The sequence below is a fragment of the Rhodocista pekingensis genome (assembly GCF_042665545.1).
GTDB lineage: Bacteria > Pseudomonadota > Alphaproteobacteria > Azospirillales > Azospirillaceae > Rhodocista > Rhodocista pekingensis.
On sequence record NZ_JBHTCM010000026.1, the window covers coordinates 31164 to 52657 of the forward strand.

Genomic DNA, 21494 nt, shown 5'->3' on the forward strand with positions numbered 1-21494 from the left:
GGTCTAGCCCTGCCCGCCGGAACCGTCGGCGGCGGGCGCGGCGTCACCGGCCGGAGGAGCCTCCGACGCCGTATCGGGCACGGGGCGGACCGGGGCGCCGGGGCGGGCCTTCTGCTGCCCCTCGACCACGATCACCTCGCCGGGGTCCAGTCCCTGCTCGACCGCGAACAGCCCGTCGGACTGCGCGCCCAGGGCCACCCGCCGCATCCGGGCCACGTTGTCGGCATCGATGACCAGCACGAACGGTCCCTCGCGGTCGCGCTGCACGGCGCTGACGGGAACCGCGGGGCCGCTCTCCACCGCCTGCGGCCGGACCAGCACCGTGGCGTACTGGCCGGGCAGCAGCAGCAGCCCGGGGTTGGGGAACAGGGCGCGCACGGTGACCGTGCCGGTGCCCGGATCGACCCGGTTGTCGATGAAATCGACCCGGCCGCGGTGGGGATATTCCGTCCCGGTCGCCAGCCGCAGGGTGGGCACGAAGCGATCGGCGAGCTGGGCCAGGGTCTCCGCTCCCGTCTGCTGCATGACCTGAAGCACCTGCCGGTCGGAGACGGAGAAGGTGACGCGGATCGGATCGAGATCGACGACCGTCGTCAGCACGCCCGTCTCCGGCGTCACCAGATTGCCGGCGGTGACCGCGGTGGCCCCGATGCGGCCGGCGATCGGGCTGGCGATGCGGGTGTAGGAGAGCCGCAGCTCCGTCTGCTGGAGCTGGGCCTTGGCGGCCAGCACGTCGGCCTCCGCCGAGGCGAGCGCGGCCTGGGCCTCGTCCAGGGCGGCCTCGCTGACGGTTCCCTTGGAGCGCAGCGCCTCCGCCCGGCGTGCAGCCTCCGACGCCTCGGTCAACTGCGCCTGGGCGCGGACGAGCTGGGCCTCGGCGGCGGTTTTCTCGGCCTCGTAGGAGGCCGGTTCGATGACGTAGAGAAGCTGGCCCGCCGCCACGTCCGTGCCCTCGTCGAAGGCCACCACCTCCAGGGTACCGGACACGCGCGGCCGTGCCTCGAAACTGGCGACCGCCTCGGCGCGGCCGACGAACTCGGCGGGCGGGGCGATCGGCGCCGTCCCGACCTCGGCGGTCACGACGGCGGGCGGCGGACCGCCGGCCCCGCCGGGAGCCTGTGCGAGCGCCGGACCGGGGGCGACGACAAGGAGGAAGGCAAGGGCGGCCCGGAGCGGCCGTCCGGTGCGGGCGGAATGGATCATGGGCGCGCCTTGGCTGCCAGGAAACCGGGCAGGACTCCGGGGCAGGGAACGGACCTGCGCGCCTGCAACAGCCGGAAGGGCGAATCCGCACGGACCATCGTGCGATCCGACCCGAAAAAACCGGCCTACCCTCAGCCCTCGCCGTCCGAATTATCGAAGGGGACGACCCCGTCCGCGCGCATTCCTTCCACCACCCGGGCGATCAGGTCGATGAGCTGCCGCCGTTCCGGCTCGGACAGCGGCGCCAGCGCCGCCCGGTTCACCTCCTGCGCCGCGGCCGTGGCCGGTTCGCGCAGCCGGCGGGCCGTCTCCGTCAGCCAGACCTGTTGCGCCCGTCCGTCGCCCGGATGCGGCCGGCGCACGACAAGCCCGTCGCGCTCCATGCGGGCCAGGGTCTTCGCCATGGTCGCCTGCTCCACGTCCAGGCGCTCGACGAGATCGCGCTGGGTCAGCCCGTCCTGCCGCCACAGCTCGATCAGGGTCATGAACTGCGCCGGGGCCAGCCCCAGCGGGCGGATGCGCTCCTGCAACCGGATCGCGAAGAGCCGGGCCAGATGGTTGGCGAGATAGCCCGCCGAGGTCGTCTTGTCGAAGGTCATGCGGGGACAGTGGTCTTGCATAGCAGGCCATGCAATGATATATAGCATGCTATCTATTTGGACGGACCCGTTCCCGCCGGCCGATCCCCGGTCCGGCCCCCTGCGGAAGGACCCTCGCCATGCGCGCTCTCGCCAAGATCATCCATCCCGTTGCCGGCGCCACCGCCCTGCTGCTGGTATCGGGGTTCCTCGTCGCCACCCTGCTGGCGGAGCTGGCGGGCACGCCGGCGGACATCGTCGCCGTGAAGACGGCGATCCCCTGGCTGCTGCTGGTGCTGATCCCGGCGATCGCGCTCGCCGGCGGGTCGGGCTTCCGCCTGGGGGCCGGATGGACGGCGCCCCTGGTCGCGGCGAAGCGCCGACGCATGCCGCTGATCGCGGCGAACGGGCTGCTGGTGCTGGTTCCGGCCGCCCTGTTCCTGGCGGCGAAGGCGGAGGCCGGTGCCTTCGACACCACCTTCTACGCCGTGCAGGCGGTGGAGTTGCTGGCCGGCGCCACGAACCTCGTGCTGCTGGGACTGAACGTCCGCGACGGCCTGGTCCTGGGCGGCCGGCTGCGGCGCCGGACGGCCGCATGAACGGCGGCGCGGGTCAGGCCGGACGCGCCTGATCCAGCCAGCCGGCCCCGTCCTCGGCGAAGGCCGCCTGGTTGCGGCCCCGTCCCTTCGCCGCGTACAGCGCCGAATCCGCCCGATGCAGGATGACGTTGACATTGGCATCGTCGGGGCGCAGCGAGCTGCCGCCGATGCTGGCCGACAAGGGGATGGCGGTGCCGTCGAAGGAAACGGGTTCGGTACGGATGACGTCCAGGATGCGCTGGGCCACCTGCACGGCGCCTTCATATCCGGTGTCGGGCAGCAGCACGGCGAATTCCTCGCCGCCCAGACGGCCGAAGCGGTCCACCGAGCGCAGCAGCCGGCCGACCCGGTCCGCCATCGTCTGCAAGGCGGCGTCACCGGCGGCATGGCCATAGGTGTCGTTGACGCGCTTGAAGTGGTCGAGGTCGATCTGCAACACGCTGAACACGCGGCCATAGCGGCAGGACCGGTCCCACTCCGCCTCCAGCGCTGCCCAGAAGGCCCGGTGGTTCAGGATGCCGGTGAGCGGATCGGTATTGGCAAGCTGCTCCAGCCGACGGTTCGCCAGTTCCAGCTCCCGGGTCCGCTCCGCCACCTCCTTCTGCAACTGGGCCTGACGGCGGCGCAGCACCGAGGTCCGCACCTGCACGATGGCCACCACCAGCACCACACCCAGCATCACCATCAGCGCGTGGAAGGCGTTGGTCTGATACCAGTCGGCCTCGACCCGGACATCCAGGGCGAAATCGTCCTTCCCCCAGGGTTCGCCGGGACCGACCGCCTGAATCCGCAGCACATAGTCGCCGGGCGGCAGATTGGTATAGGCGGCACTGCGGTCGGCCGGTCCCCGTTCGGTCCAGTCGCTGTCGAACCCGTCCAGCCGGACACGGTATCGCATCAGGTCGGTGGCGACATAGCCCAGGGCGGCGAAATCGGCGGAAAAGCTGCGCTGCCGGCCCGGCAGCACGAGCGGCGGGGCCATCCGGGTGCCGTTGTAAAGCCCGACCGGCTGCTCCACGCCGCCCGCCCGCAGGGCCGTCAGCCGTACCGGCGGATGTGTCCGCCGCGGCCCCAGCTCGGCCGGCTCGATCACGGTCAGGCCGCCGCCGGCACCGAACAGCATGTCCCCGGCCGGCGTGGCGGCACCGGAGCGCGCCCAGTAGGCGGGAAGCGAGACGCCCTCCGCCGCTCGGAAGGCCGTCGCCGTCAGATCGGGGGCGATGCGGCCGATACCGTCGGCGGTGCTGATCCAGAAGGCCCCGGTGCGATCCTCCAGGATCTCTCCGATGTTGTTGTTCGGCAGCCCGTCGGCCGTCGTCAGGATACGGAAGCGCGTCCCGCCCCCCGGCTCGCCGACGGCCAGACCGCTGCCCATGGTGCCGACCCAGGGGCGCCCCTGGCTGTCGAAGCGCACCACGCTCAACAGTCCCTCCGGCAGCGACGCCGGATCGGCGGGATCATGGCGCAGGACCTGAGCGGTGCAGGTCCGCGTATCCACCGCATGCAGCCCGTCGGGCGTACCGGCCCAGAGCCGCCCGTCGGGTCCGTTCAGCAGCGACATCGCATTGGCAAGACCCGCCGCGGCGTCCGTCCCGTCGGCCGCGACGCAGCGGAACCGCTCGACCGCCTTCCCCGACGCCCCCAGGACGAACAGGCCGGACCGCCCGCCCATCAGCAGCCGTCCGTCCCGCAGCAGCAGCGAGTGGACGACGCGATCAAGGTCCGGCATGGCCGGTCTTTCGACGGTGCGTCTGACCGGATCGATGATCACCAGACCGTGCTGCATGCCGACATAGTAGCGCCCTTCATGGGGCAGAACGGCCAGCACGGCCCCGTCCGGCAGCAGATCCCCCGGCGGCAGGCGGTCGATCACCCCGTCGTGCGGGTCCAGGATGTCGATACCGCCGCTGAGGTATCCCACCACCACCCGGCCCCCGGGGAGGGAGTGGACCGCCATGATGTCGGCCCCGCTCAACCCCTCGCGGCGCAAGGGCGAATAGCGGATGGAGGTCACGCTGGCGCGGGAGGCATCGACGCGGGAAAGGCCGTTGCGCGTCCCCACCCAGATCACGCCACCGGGATCCCGGAACAAAGCGAAGAGCACATCGTCGGCGAGGCTGAGATCGTCCGCCCGGTCGTGGCGGATCGGATGCGTCCGCCCCGTCTGCACTTCCAGTTCGACCAGACCGCTCCGCAGCGTGGCGATCCAGAGGCGGCCACCGCCGGCATCGACCAGTCGGACGAGGCCGCCGCGCGGGAACGTCAGATCCTGTCCGTCCACCCCTTTCACCGGCGCAAGGCCATCCGCACCGCCGCGCCAGATCTGGTCATCGTCGGAGGTCGTCACCGCGACATAGACCCGGTCGGCAGCATCCTTGCCCAGCACCCGGGCCGCCGCCCCTTCGGGCAGCCCGGAGACGGGCTGCGGGCGGTCGGCGTCCGGGGCGACCCGCGCGAGTCCCCCCTGGGTGCCGATCCAGACGGTGCCGCCAGCGTCCCGCAGCAGCGAGCTGATGCGCGGGTCCGGCACGCCGTCGATCACCGTGGTGAGCGTTCCGTCGGCGGCCCGGTGGGCGAGGCCGCCCCGGGTGGCGATCCAGAGCCCGCCCCGCCCGTCGTCGGAGAAATCCTGCACGAGCGGATGCGGCAGGATACCCTTCTCCGGCGGCAGCGGGATGAAGCGGTCGCGGGTTTCGTCATACCAGGCGGCACCGGCACCCGCCGTCCCGACCCAGAACCGACCGCCGCTGTCCAGATACAGGGCCAGGATGTAGGCGTGCGGCAGCCCCGCGGGATCGGAGGGGGAGGCAAGATAGGTCCGCAGCCGGTAGCCGTCGTACCGCACGAGCCCGCCCTGGGTCCCGGCCCAGATGAACCCCTGCGCGTCCCGGGCCACCGCGGTGACGATGGGGTGGGGCAGACCATCCCGTTGCCCCACACTCTCGAAGGCTGGGGTCGCCATGCTCTGCCATGCGTTCTCCGCGCGGGACGGTGGCGCACAGGCGAGGGCCGCAAGGATGCAAGCGACCACAGGGATGATGCGGATTTTCATGATGACGGATGCAAGGGCCGACGGGGGCGGACATAAGAGTACAGGTCCCCGGTCGTTTCCAGTCCTTCGGAACATATGGCCCTGCCCTGCGCAGAAATTTCAGGTCGTCCTCACGGGCCGTCTCAGGGCGTGACGGGGCCATCGGATCTACCGCGCGGGCGGCCCGCCGGCGGGTCATCCGGCGGCGGCCGGGTCCGTCGTTCCACAAGCCGGAAGCCGAGGGTCCGGCTGAGCGCCGTCTCGCACGACGAATCCGGGCAGAGCGCGATCAGCCGCTCCAGTCCGAACTGGAGCATCCAGTCGGGAATCCGCGGTTCCCAGGCGCCGGTCGCCTGATCCAGGCCGCGCATGTCCACCTTCAGGTAATCCGCCGCCGCCAGCGGCAGGAAGCCGGGGTCGGTGTTGCGCAGGGACAGGTGGTCGAAGGCGATGCGGCAGTCCCAGAGCCGCAGGACATCCACCGCCTCCTCCAGCCGCTCGCGGGTCAGGTCGGGGTCCGTGATCGGCAGCTCGATGATCAGATTGACGCGCTGATCGAAGCTGAGCCCGCGCATGAACTCCTGGAAGACAGGTTCGACCACGGTCCCGGCCAGCAGGTTGATGCTGTGCGGCGATTGCAGCCGTGTCGGCTCCGTCTGGAAATGCCGGATGATCCGGCGGTCCAGGATGGGGGAGATCTGCTGCAACAGCCAGGGGTCGTGGCGCAACGGCACGCCGATGGCGCGCTCCAGGCTGTCCAGGGCGACCGTGACCTCGCTGAACAGCAGCGACCAGGCCCCGTCGGCATCGTGCCGCCAGACCGGCGATTCGCGGACCACGGCGGCGATGTCGGCCCGTGAGAGCACCTGCTCATAGGCGCCCAGCCGGTGGATCGCGGCCAGCCGCTGCGCTTCGGCCGGGGTCAGGGCGCTCGGCCGGGGATCGTCCGCGGCGGGCAGCAGCCGGCGCAGGTGGGCGACGAAGCGGGCGGTATCCGCCGGCAGATGGAAGACGGTGAAGCGCGGCGCCGTCAGGTGCTGCCCGGCAAAGTCGGACGCCACCGCATGGAGCTTCTCGATGAACGGATCGGGCGATGTCCCGTGGAAGAGGAAGACCTGCGAGTAGGGACCGGTATCCACGATCTCCGGCGTGAAGCGGCCGGCGAAGCGGTCCACCAGTTCCATCACCGCCCGCCGGAACAGGGGATTCTCGGCGTGCGGGACTTCCCACAGGTCCAGGGCGACGGCGACGCCGCCGGCCTGACCGGACTGGACCTGGCGCAACAGATCCGCGGTGCCTGTGAGACCCCCTCGCATCGGCCTAGTCCAATCCAGAACGGGTGCGGCAGGCAAGGGCTTTCTCGCGCAGGTGGGCGCGCCCTGTCAGGTCCGGGCCTGGAAGATGACCGCATAGTTCATGCGGCCCAGACCCGAATGCAGCGGGACGACCCGCAGCCGGTAGGAAACCGGCGCCTGAAGGTGCAGTCCGGCGTCGATGTCGGCCACGCCGCCCTGGACCAGCGCCCGGGTCACGGACGAGCGGGTCGGGGCGTCCAGGAAGCGCACCAGCGAGCTGTCCCGGACCCGGATCAGGGCCGGCAGAGTCTCCTTCGCCGCCCGGTTGGCGTCGACGATGACCAGATGGTCATCGACGATCACCACGGGCAGCGGGAAATGATTGAACATCGTCTCGAAGCGCTGGAGCTGGGTGACGGCCCGCAGTTCCGACTCGCGCAACTGTTCGTTCTGGAGGCGCAGCTCTTCCTCGCGGACGTTCCATTCCTGGACCAGTTCCTCCTTGGACAGCTTCGTCGGGTCCATGCTGATCCGGTCGAGGCTCCGACCGGTGGTGTCCGGGTCAGGCTTCATGGGACTCGACCTCCTCCTCGTTCGCACCGACCAGCGACGTGATGTTGATATGGCTGACCACTGCGCCGCCCCCGCTGCCTTGCAGGGGCGCCGCATGCATCAGGAACCAGCGCTTCTCGGTCGGTGAATGGCAGGGATAGCGCAGGGAGAAATGGTCGATGCCGCCGCTGAGCACGGCACGCAGCCCGGCCGCCGCCTTGGCGGCGTAGCGGTCGCGGGGCACGGCGCCCACGCAGGCATCGAAATAGTTGGTACCGACGCCGACCCGATCGGCGTCTCCCTCGTTGGCCGCGGCGAACCTGGTCCAGGCGGAGTTGACGAACTGGATGTTCCCGTCGCCGTCCAGCACGGCGAGATGTTCGGGCAGGGAATCGATGAGGTTCTGGAGACTTTCAAGCTGGTTCAGCTTGGTGATGTCGATGAAGGCGACGACCGCACCCAGCACGGCGCCGTCGCCGTCGGAATAGGGCATCATGCGGATCAGATAGTCGGTGCCGTCCCGGGTCCGCCAGTAGACCTCCCGGCCGGACCGCTGCTGCACCACCGCCCCGAGATCGCGCGGTAACGTCGCATAGCCGATCTTGTTCGAGAAATCGCCGAGCGGGCGACCGATGTCGGTGTCGCGGAAATCGTAGATGAGACGGGAATCCGGGGTGAACCGGGTCAGGACGATCTCCGAATCCACGAAGATCGTCGGGATTGCCGCCGCCCGCGCCATCAGGTCCAGATCGGCGTTCGCCTTCACCAGAAGCTGGATCTTCTCCTGATACTCGCTGTTGACCGTATAGAGTTCCTCGTTGACCGACTGCAATTCCTCGTTCGTCGATTGCAGCTCCTCGTTGGAAGCCAGAAGTTCCTCGTTGGCCGCCTGCAATTCCTCGTTGGCCGCCTCCAGTTCCTCGATGGTGGACTGGAGGTGTTCCCGTGTGATCGCCAGTTCCCCTTCCAGCATCTCGATGCGGGCGCTGGGAACCTCCGGGGCGTCAGCCGGGTCCGGAACGGCGGTCGGCGCCTGCACAGGCAGGAAGGTCACGACCATCAGCTGATCCAGCGGCGCCTCGTGCGCCACCGGCGCCGCCCGGATGCGGAAGGACTCGACAGGGCCGTCGGCCGGACGCCCGAGAGCGATCGGGGCCGAGAACACGGGGGCACGGTCCCGTCTGGCCACCGCCAGGACCTGAAGCAGGGTCGCGCTGGCGCCAGGCGCCATCATGCGCGCCGGGTCCAGGGTCGCCTGCCCCTTCGGCAGCCGCAGGAAGCGGGAGACATCCCCGAACACATGCGCGATCTCCCGCGTTTCGGTCAGCAGGATGCTGGGCGGCAGCAGGGTATCGATCAGCGCATCCTTGATCCGGTCCATCGGCGTCGCCGGGTCCGCCACACCGGGAGGCCGGGAGACGACGTGCAGAGCGCGATCCATGCGCCCGATCTGCAATGCCTCCAGCGACAGGGCTCCCGGCCGCAAGGTCCGGAAGATCTTGTTCTTGGAGGAGAGGATCATGAAATCGCGCGCCGCCGGTCCCAGGCTCTCGCTGCTGCCCAGGAACAGGATGCCCCCGTCCGTCAGCGCGTACTGGAAGCGCTTGATGACCTTCTCCTGGAGGGATGCTTCGAAGTAGATCAGCGTGTTGCGGCAGACCAGCAGGTCGACCTTGGTGAACGGCGCATCGGTGATGACGTTGTGCCGGGCGAAGATCACCATGCGCCGGATCGCCGGGCTGATGCGGTACATCTCCCCCTGTCGGACGAAACAGGCCTCCAGCCGCTGCGGTGACAGTTCGGCCTCGATGGTCGCCGGATAGAGCCCGGCGGAGGCGACGTCGAGATAGTCCTGCACCACGTCGGTGGCGAAGATCTTGACCTCAAGGCTGAGGCCCGCCGCCTGCATCGCCTCATGGACCAGGATGGCCAGGGAATAGGCTTCTTCCCCCGTGGAGCACCCGGCCGACCAGATCCGTAGCGCTTCCCCCTTCGCCTTGTGCGCCAGCAGATCGGGCAGGAGCTTCGCCAGTTCGTCGAAGGCGGGACCGTCGCGGAAGAAGCGGGTGACACCGATCAGCACCTCGCGGCGCAGCGTCTGCAATTCTGCGGGATCGCCACGCAGGAGCTTCGCGTAGTCGGTCAGGCTGGCGCAGTGGCGGATGGTCATCCGGCGGTGGATGCGGCGGACGACGGTGGACTGCTTGTACTGGTCGAAGGGGATGGCCGTGCGGGTGCTCAGATCCTCCAGGATCGCACGGTATCCCTCCTGGTCGGGGCCGGACGCCCCGTCCGGGGCATGCAGCAGCACCGGTTCGGGCACCTGGCCGTGCAGGTAGTCCAGCACGCGGCGGGCAAGCTGCCGCGCATCCCCCTGCTCGTCCACGTAGCCGGTGGCGATGGCGCTGCGGGGCATCCCGTCGAACTGCGCCGAGGAGGGGGTCTGCGCCAGCGTCAGGCCCCCGACGCTGTTGATCGCCACCACGCCGCGCGTGCCGTCGCTGCCGGTGCCGGACAGCACGACGCCGATGCAGTTGTTCTTGAACACCTCGGCCATCGACGAGAACAGGATGTCGATGGGCAGGCTGACGACGCCGGGGGTCTTCGGGCGCAGCGCGAAGCGGCCGGCCGGCGTGATGCGCAGCGTGACCGAGGGCGGGATCAGAAAGACCTGTCCGGCCACGAGCGGCATGCCCTCCTCGATCACGTTGATCGGCAGGCAGGTGCTCCGGGTCAGCAGATCCGGCATCATGCTCTTGTGGTCGGGCGACAGGTGCTGCACGACGATGAAGGCCGCCGGGCGCGCCTGCTCCGGATCGAGCGCCGAGAAGAAATCCTGCAACGCCTCCAGGCCGCCGGCCGAAGCCCCCAGCGCGACGACGAAGTCCGGACGGCTGTGCAGGGAGACCGGCGCCGGCCCGCACCGGAGACGGGGCTCCGGCGCCTTGGCTGCCGTCGGCAGAGCGGGGACGGAGCGGCGGCGCGTGGTCAACCGTTCCCCCTGATCATCTGAAGGATCAACGTGCGCCCGACCGGGCGGCAGAAATGGTAGCCCTGGGCCATTTCGCAGCCGAGTTCCTTGAGCAGGCGGGCCTGTCCCGCCTCCTCCACCCCTTCGGCCAGGGCCACGGCATCGAGCCCGCGGGCGAGCGCGATGATGGACTCCACGACCCGCCGCTCGCGGCCGTTCGTCTCGATCCCGTTGATGAAGACCTTGTCGATCTTGATCTTGTCCACCTGGATGTGGGTCAGGTAGCGCAAGGACGAGTAGCCGGAACCGAAGTCGTCGAGGGCGAGACGGACGCCGCTCTGTTGCAGCATGGACTGCACGACGTCCAGCGCCTCCGACGCGGCCAGCAGGGACCGCTCGGTGATCTCGATCTCGAACTTCTCCGGGTTGAGGCCGCTCGCCTTGATGGCGGCGATGAAGTCGCGCACATGGTCCACGTCGGCGAATTCGACGGGGGAGAAGTTGATGGAGATGACCGGCAGCTCCTCGTCCGCGAGCCCCATGGCCTTGACATCGGCGATGACGAGATCGCGCACGGCGCGGCCGAGCCGCTGGGTCAGTCCCATGTCCTCGATGGTGGCGATCAACCGTTCCGTGCCGATGCCCATCTGGCCGCTGAGATCGGACCGGACCAGCGCCTCCACCCCCATGATGCGCTGATCCGCAAGCCGGACCTGGGCCTGATAGACCACCCGCAGGCTGTCCCAGAACGCCGGGCTGGAGACCAGCCGCGACAGGCGGATCTCATCCATCTGCCGCTCGGTCGCCTGCCGCTCGAAGAAGGCGAAGTGGTTGCCGCCCTGGGCACGGGCCATGTGCAGGGCGGATTCCGCCTCCTCCAGGGAGGTTTCGGGCCGCGGCCCGGAGGCGGACAGGCTGATGCCGATCCCGGCGGTCAGGAAGCCGATATCCTCATCGGGCACGGCCACGGCACGCACGGCCGAGAGCAGCTCCTCGGCGAACTGGCCGGCCTGGGCGGGGGTCAGGGCGCCGTGCCTGACAAGGCAGAACTCGTCGCCGCCGGTGCGGGCCAGGAGGTCGCCCACCTCCAGCCGCAGGGTCAGCTCGTCCGCCACCTGGCGCAACAGCCGATCGCCCGCATCCACGCCGATCTTGGCGTTGACGCTGCTGAACTTGTCGAGGTCGAGCGCGAACAGCGCGATCTGGCTGCACCCGCCGGGACTGCCCTGGATCTCCCCCAGATGATCCAGCAGGGCGGAGCGGTTGGGCAGCCGTGTCAGGGCGTCGTGGGACGCCAGCCAGCGCGCACGGTCGGACAGGCCCCGCTCGGACTCCCGGTCCAGGGCGATGCCGAGCACCTGCTGGAAGGTCCCCCGCTCGTCGCGGTCCACGCTGCCGAACAGGCTGTACCAGCGGAGCCGCCCGTCGGCCGTCGCCAGCCTCACATCGACCGACAGCGGCGCGCCGTCGGCAGCACCCTCCATGGCCGAGGCGAAGGCCGGCCTGTCCTCCGCGGCGATCAGGGCGGAAAGGTCCGGCGGCTGCGCCGGATCGTAGCCGAGCGCCATCAGGAAATCGGATGAGGGGCGGAAGGCGCCGTCGATGCCGGCCGTCCAGTCCTCGCCGCCGATCGACGCGATGCGGGCCCGCTCACGCCGCCGGTACAGGAGCGCGGCCCGCATCGCGGCGAAGACGCCGCCGACCCGTTCCAGGACGGCCATGTCTTCCGGATCGTAGGGGGCGGGCTTGTTGCCGACGCCCAGGACGAACGGGGCCGGCCCGGTCTCCAGAACGGGGACGCCGAGATGCCGCCACAGCGCGACATGGCCGGCCGGTTTCACCTGGGGGGATGTCTCGCCATTCCGGGGAAGCGCACCGGCGTCCCGCACGGCCGCGCCCACGGTGTTCTGGACAACGGCGCGGCCGCTGCGCAGGCAGTCTTCCCAGAGGCCGCCCGCGGCACGGTGGTGGACGTCCGGTGGCGGAGAGCCCGTCCCCGCGGGTCGGGACCACATCGCCGTGGTCGCCGTTCCATCCAGCGGATCGAAGAACTGTAGGTAGCTGACCCCGCTTCCTGTCAGGGCCTCGGCCCCCTCCAGGACGATCCGGTCAAGGCCGGGAAGATCCCCCCCCAGGAACGCCGCGGTCATTCTGTCCAGAAGGGAATCGAGTTGCTTCGCCATCACGTCGGCACGCTTCGCTACCCAGGATCGTTCTTCGCCTTTTCCGGCCAGCGGCAGCGCCATCCGCCCTGTCGGACATCCGGCACAGTCCCGCGGACATGAGAACAGGTTACCCCAGAAAGCTGCCACTGCCCACGACAGCCTGTGGTTAATTGAAGGGACACGACTTCTACGAGCGGCAGTGCCGGCAGGGATACCGGATTCCACAATCGGAAATAGCCAGCATCCTGCTCCGCCGCCATGTCACCCTCGACGACACATCGCCATCGTATCGGAGAGTTACCACAGGAGCGTATGCCCGTTGGCACGGATCGGCCGGTCCCGTCCGCCACATCGGGGCGGAGGGATGGAATCAGAACAGAATCAGATCGGAAATGGGAATGCCGCCCCTCACGGCGGCATGGGTACCGCCGTGGGGGAGACATGGGGGCATGAAGGGGGGATGGCATCCGACCGGCATCCTGCCCACCTGGCCCGGGGCCCGGGGCCCGCGGCCCGGGGTCCTGTCCCGGATATCCGGAACCCCCTCGCCGTCGCTGGCAGGGGGCTCGACCCGTCAGGCCCTGGTGTCGACCAGACCGCCGGAGAGGAGCTTGCTCAGATAGGCGGCCGCCGTGCCGGAATCGGTGCCCTCCTCCTCCGCATTCTGCTTCAGGAGGCTCAGCGCCGTCTCATAGACGGAGGTGGTCGCCGAACTGTCGGACTCCTCCTCCGCCCCGCCGGCAGCACCGCCTGGGGGCATCCCGCCGCCCGGAGGCGGTCCGCCCGCGCCGCCGGGGGGTGGTCCACCAGCCCCGCCGGGAGGCGGTCCGCCGGCCGGACGATCGCCCCCGCCCAGGGACTGGGCGAGTTCGTCGAACGTCTTCGCGATCAGGTCGGCATCGTCCTCGCTGAGCGTCCCGGCCTCGACATCGGCCGCGAGTCTGGCGGCCAGCTTCTCCTCGAAGGAAGTGCCCTCCGACTCCGCATCCGTTCCGGAGGTCGTGGTGACGGTGTCCGCCACGGTCGTGGTGGTCTTCTCGTCGTCGGTCGTGCTCGTGCGCTTCAGGGAGGACAGGAGCGCCTGCTGGAGCAGGGACGTGCTCCCGTAACCGGAAATGGAACTGGCCATGGGGTTCCTCGGCGTTGGTGGAGCGCGCCGGACGGCACTCCTCAGCCCTTACACGCCGCAGATCCGCCGCCCTGACGCCCTCAGGTCCGCCAGACCGTGCCGCGGACGACCTGCCGCAGCCGATCCCGCGCCGCATCGTCCGGCGGCAGGCCGAAGCGCAGCAGGTCCGGCCGGTCCGGGAAGCGACGCACCCAGAGGCCGGCGGCGGCCAGCGCCCCGCACAGGGTCGCGGCGGCCGGGGTCCGCGCCAGCCGGAACAGAGGCGTGCCGCCCACGATCTCCAGCCCGGCCGCCGCCAGGAGATCGGCATCGAGCGATGCCGCCGCGGCCTCCAGCCGGAGGCGGGTCGCCGCCGTCCAGGCATCGTCCTCCAGGGCGCGGCGGCCGATCTCCAGCGCCGGACCGGAGACGCTCCAGGGGCCGAGCGCCGCCTCGACGGCCGCCAGGAGGGCGGTGTCCGCCAGGACGAACCCGAGCCGCAGGCCCGCCAGCCCGTAGAACTTCCCGAAGCTGCGCAGCACGACCAGTCCCGGCACCCCCGCCGCCGGGGCGACGCTGGCATCGGGACAGGTGTCGGCGAACGCCTCGTCCACCACCAGCCAGCCGCCGCGCCGGGCCAGGGCCGCCGCCAGCTCCAGAAGTCGAGACGGCGGGTGCTGGCGGCCGTCGGGGTTGTTCGGGTTCACGACGACGCAGACGTCGGTGCCGTCCGGCAGGGCGTCGATGCCGGGAACGGCCGTCACCTCATGGCCGGCCGCGGCCCAGCAGTGTGCATGCTCGTTGTAGGTGGGCGACTGCACCGCGACCCTGGAGGGGGGACACAGCCGCGGCAGGAGCTGGATCAGCGCCTGGGTGCCCGGCGCCGCCGCGACCCGGCCCGCGTCCGGAACCCCGTAGCGCCGGGCCGCCGCATGGCGGAGGGCGTCCAGGGCCGCCGCACCGGGCAGACGGGTCCAGCTCTCCGGCTCCAGCGGGCCGACCGGCCAGGGCCAGGGATTGATCCCCGTGGACAGGTCGATCCAGGGCAGGGGCGCCTGCGGCCAGGTCCGGCGGGCCGTGTCCAGATCGCCGCCATGCGGCAGCGGGCCTGCGCTCTGCCCTGCGGTCGCGGTGTCGCCGCTGTCCCCGTTCATGCTTCTTCCCCGGCCGGCGGAATGCCGGCACTGCCCATAAGCCAGCGCCGCGGCGCCGTCCATACCCGGCCGCGGGCCGGCGGGCGGAACCGCGCGCGCCGCATCGTCTCAGCGTCTGGCAGCCGCCACGTCCGCCCGCCGCCAGGCGAGCGCGTAGGGCTGCCCCTCCCGGACCCCGCGCAGCAGTTCGATGGCGTACACATCCTCCAGCCGGCCACCGGCGAGCAGCGTGGCCGGATCGCTGTCCGCCACGATAGCGCCGCCCTCCGCCATGAGGCAGAGGCGGGTGCAGAAGCGCAGCGCCAGCGCCAGCTCGTGCAGCACCACCATCACCCCCATGCCCTCCGCCGCCAGCCCGGCCAACAGCTCCATGAGCTGGAGCTGGTGGTAGGGGTCGAGGCCCGCCGCCGGCTCGTCCGCCAGCAGGTAGTCGGGCTCCACCGCCAGGGCGCGGGCCAGCATCACCCGCGCCCGCTCGCCGCCCGACAGCGTCGTCACCACGCGGTCGCGCAGGCCGGCGACGCCGCAGCGGGCCATCGCCTGCTCCACGGCCGCCGCGTCCGCCCCGCCGCTGCCGCGCCAGGGATCGGCATGCGGCAGGCGGCCCAGCGTGACCACGCGCTCCACCCGCAGCGGCCAGTGACTGCCGGCCTGCTGGTCGAGGAAGGCCAGCCGCCGGGCCCGCTCCGCCGGCGGCAGCCCGGCCAGCGGGCGGCCGTCCAGGCTGACCTGCCCGCGGTCGGGGCGGGTGAGGCCGGCGAGCGTTCCCAGCAGGGTCGTCTTGCCGGCCCCGTTGGGGCCGATCAGCCCGACCAGCTCCCCCGGCCGGAGCTGCACGGAGACCCCGTCCAGCACCGTCCGGCCGCCCAGCGCGACCCCCAGGTCGCGTGCCTGAAGCCCCGTCATCGCACCTCCGCCCGCAGCCGGTTGAGCAGGAGCAGGAAGAAGGGCGCCCCGATCAGGCCGGTGACGACGCCCAGCTTCAGCTCGTCGTTGGTCGGCACCAGCCGCACCAGGATGTCCGCGGCCAGCAGCAGGGCGCCGCCGGCCAGGGCGCTGGGCAGCAGCAGGCGCCCCGGCTCGTGCCCGACGAAGGGCCGCAGCAGGTGCGGCACCACCAGCCCGATGAAGCCGATCGCACCCGTCACGGCCACCCCCGGCCCGACGGCCAGCACCGTGCCCAGCACGATGCGCCGGCGCAGCGCCGCCACGTCCACGCCCAGGCTGGCCGCCGTGCGCTCGCCCAGGCCCAGCGCGTCCAGGCTGTGCCGCTCCCGCGCCAGCATCGCCATCCCGACAAGCAGGAAGGGAGCCGCCAGCAGCACATGGTCGCGCGTCCGGTCGGTCAGCGAGCCCAGCAGCCAGAAGGCGATCTCCAGGGCCGCATGCGGGTTGGGCGCGAGGTTCAGGGCCAGCGAGGTCAGCGCCCCGGCCAGGGTCTGCACCGCCACGCCGGCGAGGATCAGGGACAGCACGCTGGCCTGCCTTCCTGCCAGCATGAGGATCAGTGCCATGCCGCAGCCTGCCCCCGCCATCCCGGCCAGCGGCATGGCGAGCGCAAGCTGGGCGGAGAGCCCGAAATAGAGCACCAGCACGGCACCGAACGAGGCGGAGGCGGACGCCCCGACAAGGCCCGGATCGGCCAGCGGGTTGCGCAGGAAGCCTTGCAGGGCCGCCCCCGCCATGCCCAGGCCGGCCCCCACCAGCGCCCCCAGCAGGGCGCGCGGCAGGCGCACCTCCTGCGCCACCAGCACCACGGCGGGATCGCCCCGCCCCGCCAGCCCCGCCAGGATCTGACCGGGCGGAACCGGAGCCGGGCCGACCAGCAGGGAGACCAGGAACAGGGCGGCGAGCAGCAGCCCCAGCCCGGCCAGCAGCAGCCCGTCCTCCCGCGGCCGGGCAGCGCCCGGCAGGTCACCGCGCAGGCGGGCGCGGTCGGCAGCGGCGGCGGTCATGACGCCCCTCCCCCGCCGCGGGCGGCCTCGCGCAGCAGCGCGACCCCGTCGATGGAACCGGGACCGGCGCAGAGCCAGTACTTCAGGGGGAAGGACACCTCCCGCATCCGCCCCGCCAGCGGGCGCAGCGCGGGATGGTCCAGCACGGACTGGCCCACGCCGGGCCGGTCCGGCCGGCGGCTGTCCACCACCAGGACGTCCGGCGGGTCGAGCGCGAGCTGTTCCACCATGACCCGGCCGTTCGGGCGGGTGGAGAGACGCCCCCCGATGTTCGTCAGACCGGCCGCGGCCATCACGTCGTTGACGATGCCGCGGGAGCCGGGAACCTCGCCGCCCGGCCGGTACAGCATGGCGGTGCCCAGGGCGGGCGCGGTGCCCGCCCCGGCCAACCGGGCCTCCAGGCTGCGCCGCAGCGCCCGGCCCCGCTCCGGCTGCCCGACCGCCGCCGCCACGGCGTCGATCTGAGGCAGGATGCCGGCCAGGGTCACGGCACCGCGCAGCCGCAGCACCGGGATGCCGAGATGCTCCAGCATGGCGACCGTGCGGCCGCGGGTGAAGCCGCCATCGACCACCAGGTCGGGCTTCAGCATCAGGATCTCCTCCGCCGTGCCGCCATGCCGGTGCAGACCCGAAGCCTGCGCCGCGGAGGGCGTCAGGTTCGGGTCCGCGGCAAGGCGGCTCAGACCGGCGATCTGCTCCCGCGCGGCGAGCGCCAGCACGAACTGGTCGGCGCAGAGCGAGAGCGAGACCACACGGCGGGGCGCCGCAGTCGCCCCTTCTGTCGCCCCGCCCGTCGCCCCGGCCGCCGGACCGGGCAGCCCCAGGACGGACAGACCCGCGACGACGGACAGGACGACAGCGAGCGGCAGGCGGAGGGCGGCGGCGATGCGCCGGCCCATGCTCAGAACGCCGCCTGGATGCCGATATAGGCGGAGCGGCCGGGCGTGTTGTAGTTCAGGACCTCCTGGTAGTCCTCGTCGAACAGGTTCTCGACCCGGCCGAACAGGCTCAGGCTGTCCGTCAGCTCCCAGCGGCCCAGCAGATTCACGACCGTATAGCCGTCCACCCGCGGCGAGGTGGCCGACGCGCGGTCGAGCTGCGAGGTGACATGGCGCAGGTCGGCGCCCAGCGTGACCGCGTCCGTCACCGTCACGTCCGCGCCCAGGTTGAACGAATGGCGCGGCCGCCGCGGCAGATCGCGGCCGTTGTCCCGGTTCTCCGTGTCCAGCAGGGTGTAGTTCGCATCCAGCGAGAGCCAGGAGACCGGCTGCACCGCCAGCGTCGTCTCCACACCCTGGGTCCGGGCGCGGCCGATGTTCACGTAGCTGGAGGTGAAGGCGATCAGGTTGCGGTAGCTGTTGCGGAACACGGACACGCCCGCGGTCACCTTGCCGTCGAAGAGGGTCTGCTCGACCCCGGCATCGGCGCCCCAGCTCTTCTCCGTCTCCAGGCGCCGGTTGCCGTAGGTCGGATCGAAGAGCTGATACAGGCTGGGGGCGCGACGGGCCGTGCCGTAGCTGGCGCGCAGCGTGGTACCCACGGGGGACAGCGCGTAGGCCGCGGTGGCGCGCCAGGTGGTGTCGCCGCCGAACTGGTCGTTATGGTCGTGGCGGGCGCCCAGGGTGACCGACAGCTCCTCGGTCAGGGCGGCGAGATACTGGCCGAAGACGCCCCAGGTCTCGACATCCGCATCGACGCCCGGCGTGGTGACGCCCCGGCTGCTGGTGGTGGTCGTCTCCGCCTTCTCGCGGTCCCAGGCGAGGCCGACGGTGGCGACATCCGCCCGGCGCAGCTTCAGGCTGGACATCAGGTCAACACTGAGCTGGTCGCTGTCGAAGGTCGAATAGCGATACCAGCCCTTGGGCTCGTCGAAGTCGCGGTCCGTCCGGCTGGCACCGACCGACAGGGTGGTCTCCAGCCGGCCGTCCAGGGCCGTGAAGAACGCACCGGCATGGCCGAACAGGGTCTCCTTCTCCTGGAAGGCGGGACCGTCGCTGCTGGTGCTGGGATCGAAGTCGGTGTCCAGCCAGTCCCAGCCGGCGGAAAGGTCGAAGCGCAGCGCCTCACTGGCGCGCCAGCCGAGCCGGCCGCGCACGGAACGCATCTCCGAACCGTCCTTCTCGTCGCCCGCACCGACACGGGAGAAGCCGTCCGTCTTGTAGTTGCTGCCCGAGAGCGAGTAGTCGATATCGCCCGAGCGGCCGGACAGGGACAGGTTCTGCCGGAAGGTGTCGTAGGCCCCGGCCTCGACCAGTCCGCGCACGGTCAACGGCCCGTCGCCGCGCCGGGTGATGATGTTGATGACGCCGGCCATGGCATCGTTGCCGTAGAGCGCGCTCTGCGGCCCGCGCAGCACCTCGATCCGCTCGATGTCGTCGCTCAGCAGGGCGTTGAAGTCGAAGTCGCGGCTGGCGCTGGAGCTGTCGTTCATCTCCACCCCGTCGACCAGCACCTTGACCATGCTGGTTTCGGAGCCACGGATCCGGACGTTGGAGGTGGCGCCGACGCCGCCGTTGCGTGAGATGCTGATGCCGGGGACGCGCTTCAGCACGTCCAGGACCTGCGACTGCTGGCTGCGCGCGATGTCGGCCGCGGTGACGACGCTGATGCTGCTGCCGACGCGGTCGATCCGGGTGGGCGTGCGGGTCGCGGTGACGACGATCTCATCGACCAGGGGGTCGCGCCCCGCGCTTCCGGTCTGGGCCTGGGCCTGCACCGCCAGACCGAGGCAGGAGGCGGCGGTCAGGCCGGCGAGCAGCGCGCGCCGGTGGCGACGGGCCGACAGGGGGGCCGACAGGGGGGCCGACAGGCGGGACGACAGGGGGGACTTGGGCACTTCTCTGGCTCCGTTCCACAAGGGTGCGAAATCGGAAGCAGGGCCCGACGGCCGGCGCGGCGGGACTGCCGCGTCGGGGGGATGACAGGCCGGTCCGGCGCCGCCATGGCATGCATGGCGGCCACACGGGCACGCTCCTTCCGAAGCGCCGGCACGAAACGGAAATCCGCCCCGCCAGGACACCCCGCCCAACGGCCGTGCGACGCATTTCCGAAGGCAGGTCTCCTGGCTTGCGGGTCACCACGCTCGTCCGGCCTTCCCAGTTTCCCAGTGGCCATGGATGGACGAGCGCTCGCCGCTCACAGTTGCGGGGGCAGCCGCGGCCTGGGGCCTTGCGACCCGCACCGCGTTCCCTTTTCACCCCTTCCGGGGCACCTTCGGCGGGCTGAGGGTTAGCCTAGTCGGGAGAGCAGGACAAGAGATGAACCGCGGTGTTCCGAAACCTGTGGCAGCGGCGACACGCATAGCCCGATATGCCCAGCACCCACGCCCCAGGACCGGGGACCGGCCGGCGGCGGATCAGCCCGGAAGACCGCCCATCGGGAACGGACCGCCCGCCGCGGGCGCGACAGAGGCGGCGTGAGCGGGCATGGCGGAGGCCGCATGCGGCGGCACGATGGCGACGAAGGGATCGCGGGCGCGCAAGGACCAGATCGCCCCGGCGGCTTCGGGGGATTCGGGGGCGGAGGCGAGCACCACCGCCGACGGCTGGGTGGCGTCGAACAGACGGACCGCGTCCTGCCAGCCGCCGGTCCCGACGACGGCAAGCCGACCGCTCTGGCACTGCGCCCGGGCGGCCGCCAGATCCTCTGCCTGTGATCCTATGATGATGACACGCACCGCACAGCCTCCGAGCGCGTTACTCCCCTAGTGAGGCGTAACTACGTTAACATGCCGCTAACGCGGTGTCTGCCGTTTGATTCGCACCTCTCGGCTCGACGGTCGTGCGCCAGGGGCAGGCGCAGGGCCTGACGGAAACGGGGCCAGTCCTCAGGCCGGGAAGATGTTGACGTGGCGCAGCCTGACGCCCACCGCGGCCCCGGGGGTCAGCGCCCCGACATCGGCCGTGCGGCGGTCCAGCAGCGCCTCCATGACCTGTCCGTCCAGATCGAGGTCGAGCCGCAGTTCCGGACCGACCGGCTGCACCGCCCGGACCCGGGCGGACAGGCTGCCCGGACCGGCGGCGGGCAGCACCTCCACATCGTGCGGCCGGACGAAGGCGATCCCGGGGCCGCGGGTCCAGGCGCCGGGCGGCAGGGCCAGGGGCAGCCCGGCGATCTCCGCATGGTCGCCCTGGATGGTGCAGGAAAGCCGGGTGCCGCCGCCCAGGAAATCGCAGACGAAGGCCGTGGCCGGCCGGTCGTAGATCGCCGCCGGGGTGCCGACCTGCTCCAGCCGCCCCTGGTGCAGGATGGCGACCCGGTCGGCCAGTTCCAGCGCCTCCTCCTGGTCATGGGTCACGAACACGGTGATGACGCCCATGCCCTTGTGGATCTCCCGCAGCCAGCGCCGCAGCTCCTTGCGTACCTTGGCGTCCAGTGCCCCGAACGGCTCGTCCAGCAGCAGCACCCGCGGCTCCGTCGCCAGCGCCCGCGCCAGCGCCACCCGCTGACGCTGGCCGCCGGAAAGCTGGTTCGGATAACGGTCGGCAAGCTGCGCGAGCTGCACCAGCTCCAGCAGCTCCAGGACCCGCCGGCGGATCTCCGCCTCCGCCAGCCTCGGGCGCCGGCGTGCGACCCGCAGGCCGAAGGCCACGTTCTCGAACACCGTCATGTGCCGGAACAGGGCGTAGTGCTGGAAGACGAAGCCGACACGCCGGGCATGCGGCTCGGTCGCCGTGGCGTCCTGACCGTCGATCAGGAGCCGGCCGGAATCGGCGAACTCAAGCCCGCCCATGATGCGCAGCAGGGTCGTCTTGCCCGACCCGGACGGACCCAGCAGCGCCACCAGCTCGCCCGGGGCGATGGTCAGGTCCACATGATCGACCGCCGTGAAACCGCCGAAGCGCTTGGTGATGCCGGACAGGACGATGCTCATGGGCAGCCTC

16 protein-coding genes and 1 riboswitch are annotated in these 21494 nt (G+C 71.2%); of the genes, 1 reads left to right on the forward strand and 15 read right to left on the reverse strand.

The window, feature by feature from the left end; all coding sequences use genetic code 11:
- Positions 1-3: 3 nt before the first annotated feature.
- Positions 4-1203 (reverse strand): efflux RND transporter periplasmic adaptor subunit, encoded by a 1200-nt coding sequence (locus ACFQPS_RS18050; protein WP_377360616.1) that lies wholly within the window; start codon positions 1201-1203, stop codon positions 4-6.
- A 131-nt stretch (positions 1204-1334) separates the two neighbouring features.
- Positions 1335-1802 carry a MarR family winged helix-turn-helix transcriptional regulator gene (locus tag ACFQPS_RS18055; RefSeq protein ID WP_377360617.1) on the reverse strand — a complete coding sequence of 156 codons (468 nt, stop codon included), beginning with the start codon at positions 1800-1802 and terminating at the stop codon, positions 1335-1337.
- A 119-nt stretch (positions 1803-1921) separates the two neighbouring features.
- On the opposite strand from ACFQPS_RS18055, the gene ACFQPS_RS18060 reads away from it, so the two are divergent.
- Positions 1922-2380 carry a hypothetical protein gene (locus ACFQPS_RS18060; protein WP_377360618.1) on the forward strand — a complete coding sequence of 153 codons (459 nt, stop codon included), beginning with the start codon at positions 1922-1924 and terminating at the stop codon, positions 2378-2380.
- 13 nt (positions 2381-2393) lie between these two features.
- Here ACFQPS_RS18060 and ACFQPS_RS18065 read toward each other — a convergent pair whose 3' ends face one another.
- The 13 genes from ACFQPS_RS18065 to ACFQPS_RS18125 all read right to left on the reverse strand — a co-directional run bounded on the left by ACFQPS_RS18065 (position 2394) and on the right by ACFQPS_RS18125 (position 21484).
- On the reverse strand, positions 2394-5342 hold the full coding sequence (locus ACFQPS_RS18065; protein ID WP_377360619.1) for a ligand-binding sensor domain-containing diguanylate cyclase: 2949 nt from the start codon (positions 5340-5342) through the stop codon (positions 2394-2396).
- Positions 5343-5554: 212 nt separating this feature from the next.
- The gene (locus tag ACFQPS_RS18070) at positions 5555-6727 is read right to left on the reverse strand and encodes a hypothetical protein (protein ID WP_377360620.1); all 1173 of its coding nucleotides are present in this window, start codon (positions 6725-6727) and stop codon (positions 5555-5557) included.
- A gap of 66 nt (positions 6728-6793) precedes the next feature.
- Positions 6794-7279: a PAS domain-containing protein gene (locus tag ACFQPS_RS18075; protein ID WP_377360621.1), complete on the reverse strand. Its 486-nt coding sequence runs from the start codon at positions 7277-7279 to the stop codon at positions 6794-6796.
- Entirely contained in the window at positions 7269-10250 is a 2982-nt protein-coding gene (locus tag ACFQPS_RS18080) for a CheR family methyltransferase (RefSeq protein ID WP_377360622.1), read from the reverse strand. The genes ACFQPS_RS18075 and ACFQPS_RS18080 overlap by 11 nt, the downstream gene beginning before the upstream one ends.
- On the reverse strand, positions 10247-12379 hold the full coding sequence (locus tag ACFQPS_RS18085) for a bifunctional diguanylate cyclase/phosphodiesterase (RefSeq protein WP_377360623.1): 2133 nt from the start codon (positions 12377-12379) through the stop codon (positions 10247-10249). Before ACFQPS_RS18085 ends, ACFQPS_RS18080 begins: the two co-directional genes overlap by 4 nt.
- Positions 12380-12968: 589 nt before the next feature.
- Positions 12969-13523, reverse strand: coding sequence for a hypothetical protein (locus ACFQPS_RS18090; protein ID WP_377360624.1), 555 nt, complete (start codon positions 13521-13523; stop codon positions 12969-12971).
- A gap of 80 nt (positions 13524-13603) precedes the next feature.
- A complete protein-coding gene (cobD, locus tag ACFQPS_RS18095) occupies positions 13604-14656 on the reverse strand; it encodes a threonine-phosphate decarboxylase CobD (protein WP_377360625.1) in 1053 nt (350 codons plus the stop codon).
- 108 nt (positions 14657-14764) lie between these two features.
- Entirely contained in the window at positions 14765-15562 is a 798-nt protein-coding gene (locus ACFQPS_RS18100; RefSeq protein WP_377360626.1) for an ABC transporter ATP-binding protein, read from the reverse strand.
- Entirely contained in the window at positions 15559-16611 is a 1053-nt protein-coding gene (locus tag ACFQPS_RS18105) for a FecCD family ABC transporter permease (RefSeq protein ID WP_377360627.1), read from the reverse strand. The genes ACFQPS_RS18100 and ACFQPS_RS18105 overlap by 4 nt, the downstream gene beginning before the upstream one ends.
- Positions 16608-17510: an ABC transporter substrate-binding protein gene (locus ACFQPS_RS18110; protein WP_377360628.1), complete on the reverse strand. Its 903-nt coding sequence runs from the start codon at positions 17508-17510 to the stop codon at positions 16608-16610. Before ACFQPS_RS18110 ends, ACFQPS_RS18105 begins: the two co-directional genes overlap by 4 nt.
- A 2-nt stretch (positions 17511-17512) precedes the next feature.
- Positions 17513-19447, reverse strand: a complete 1935-nt coding sequence (locus ACFQPS_RS18115; RefSeq protein WP_377360629.1) for a TonB-dependent receptor plug domain-containing protein — start codon at positions 19445-19447, stop codon at positions 17513-17515.
- 198 nt (positions 19448-19645) lie between these two features.
- Positions 19646-19841, reverse strand: a riboswitch (cobalamin riboswitch).
- Between the two features lie 125 nt (positions 19842-19966).
- Positions 19967-20287: a hypothetical protein gene (locus ACFQPS_RS18120; protein ID WP_377360630.1), complete on the reverse strand. Its 321-nt coding sequence runs from the start codon at positions 20285-20287 to the stop codon at positions 19967-19969.
- A 150-nt stretch (positions 20288-20437) separates the two neighbouring features.
- Entirely contained in the window at positions 20438-21484 is a 1047-nt protein-coding gene (locus tag ACFQPS_RS18125; protein ID WP_377360631.1) for a sulfate/molybdate ABC transporter ATP-binding protein, read from the reverse strand.
- Positions 21485-21494 lie beyond the last annotated feature (10 nt).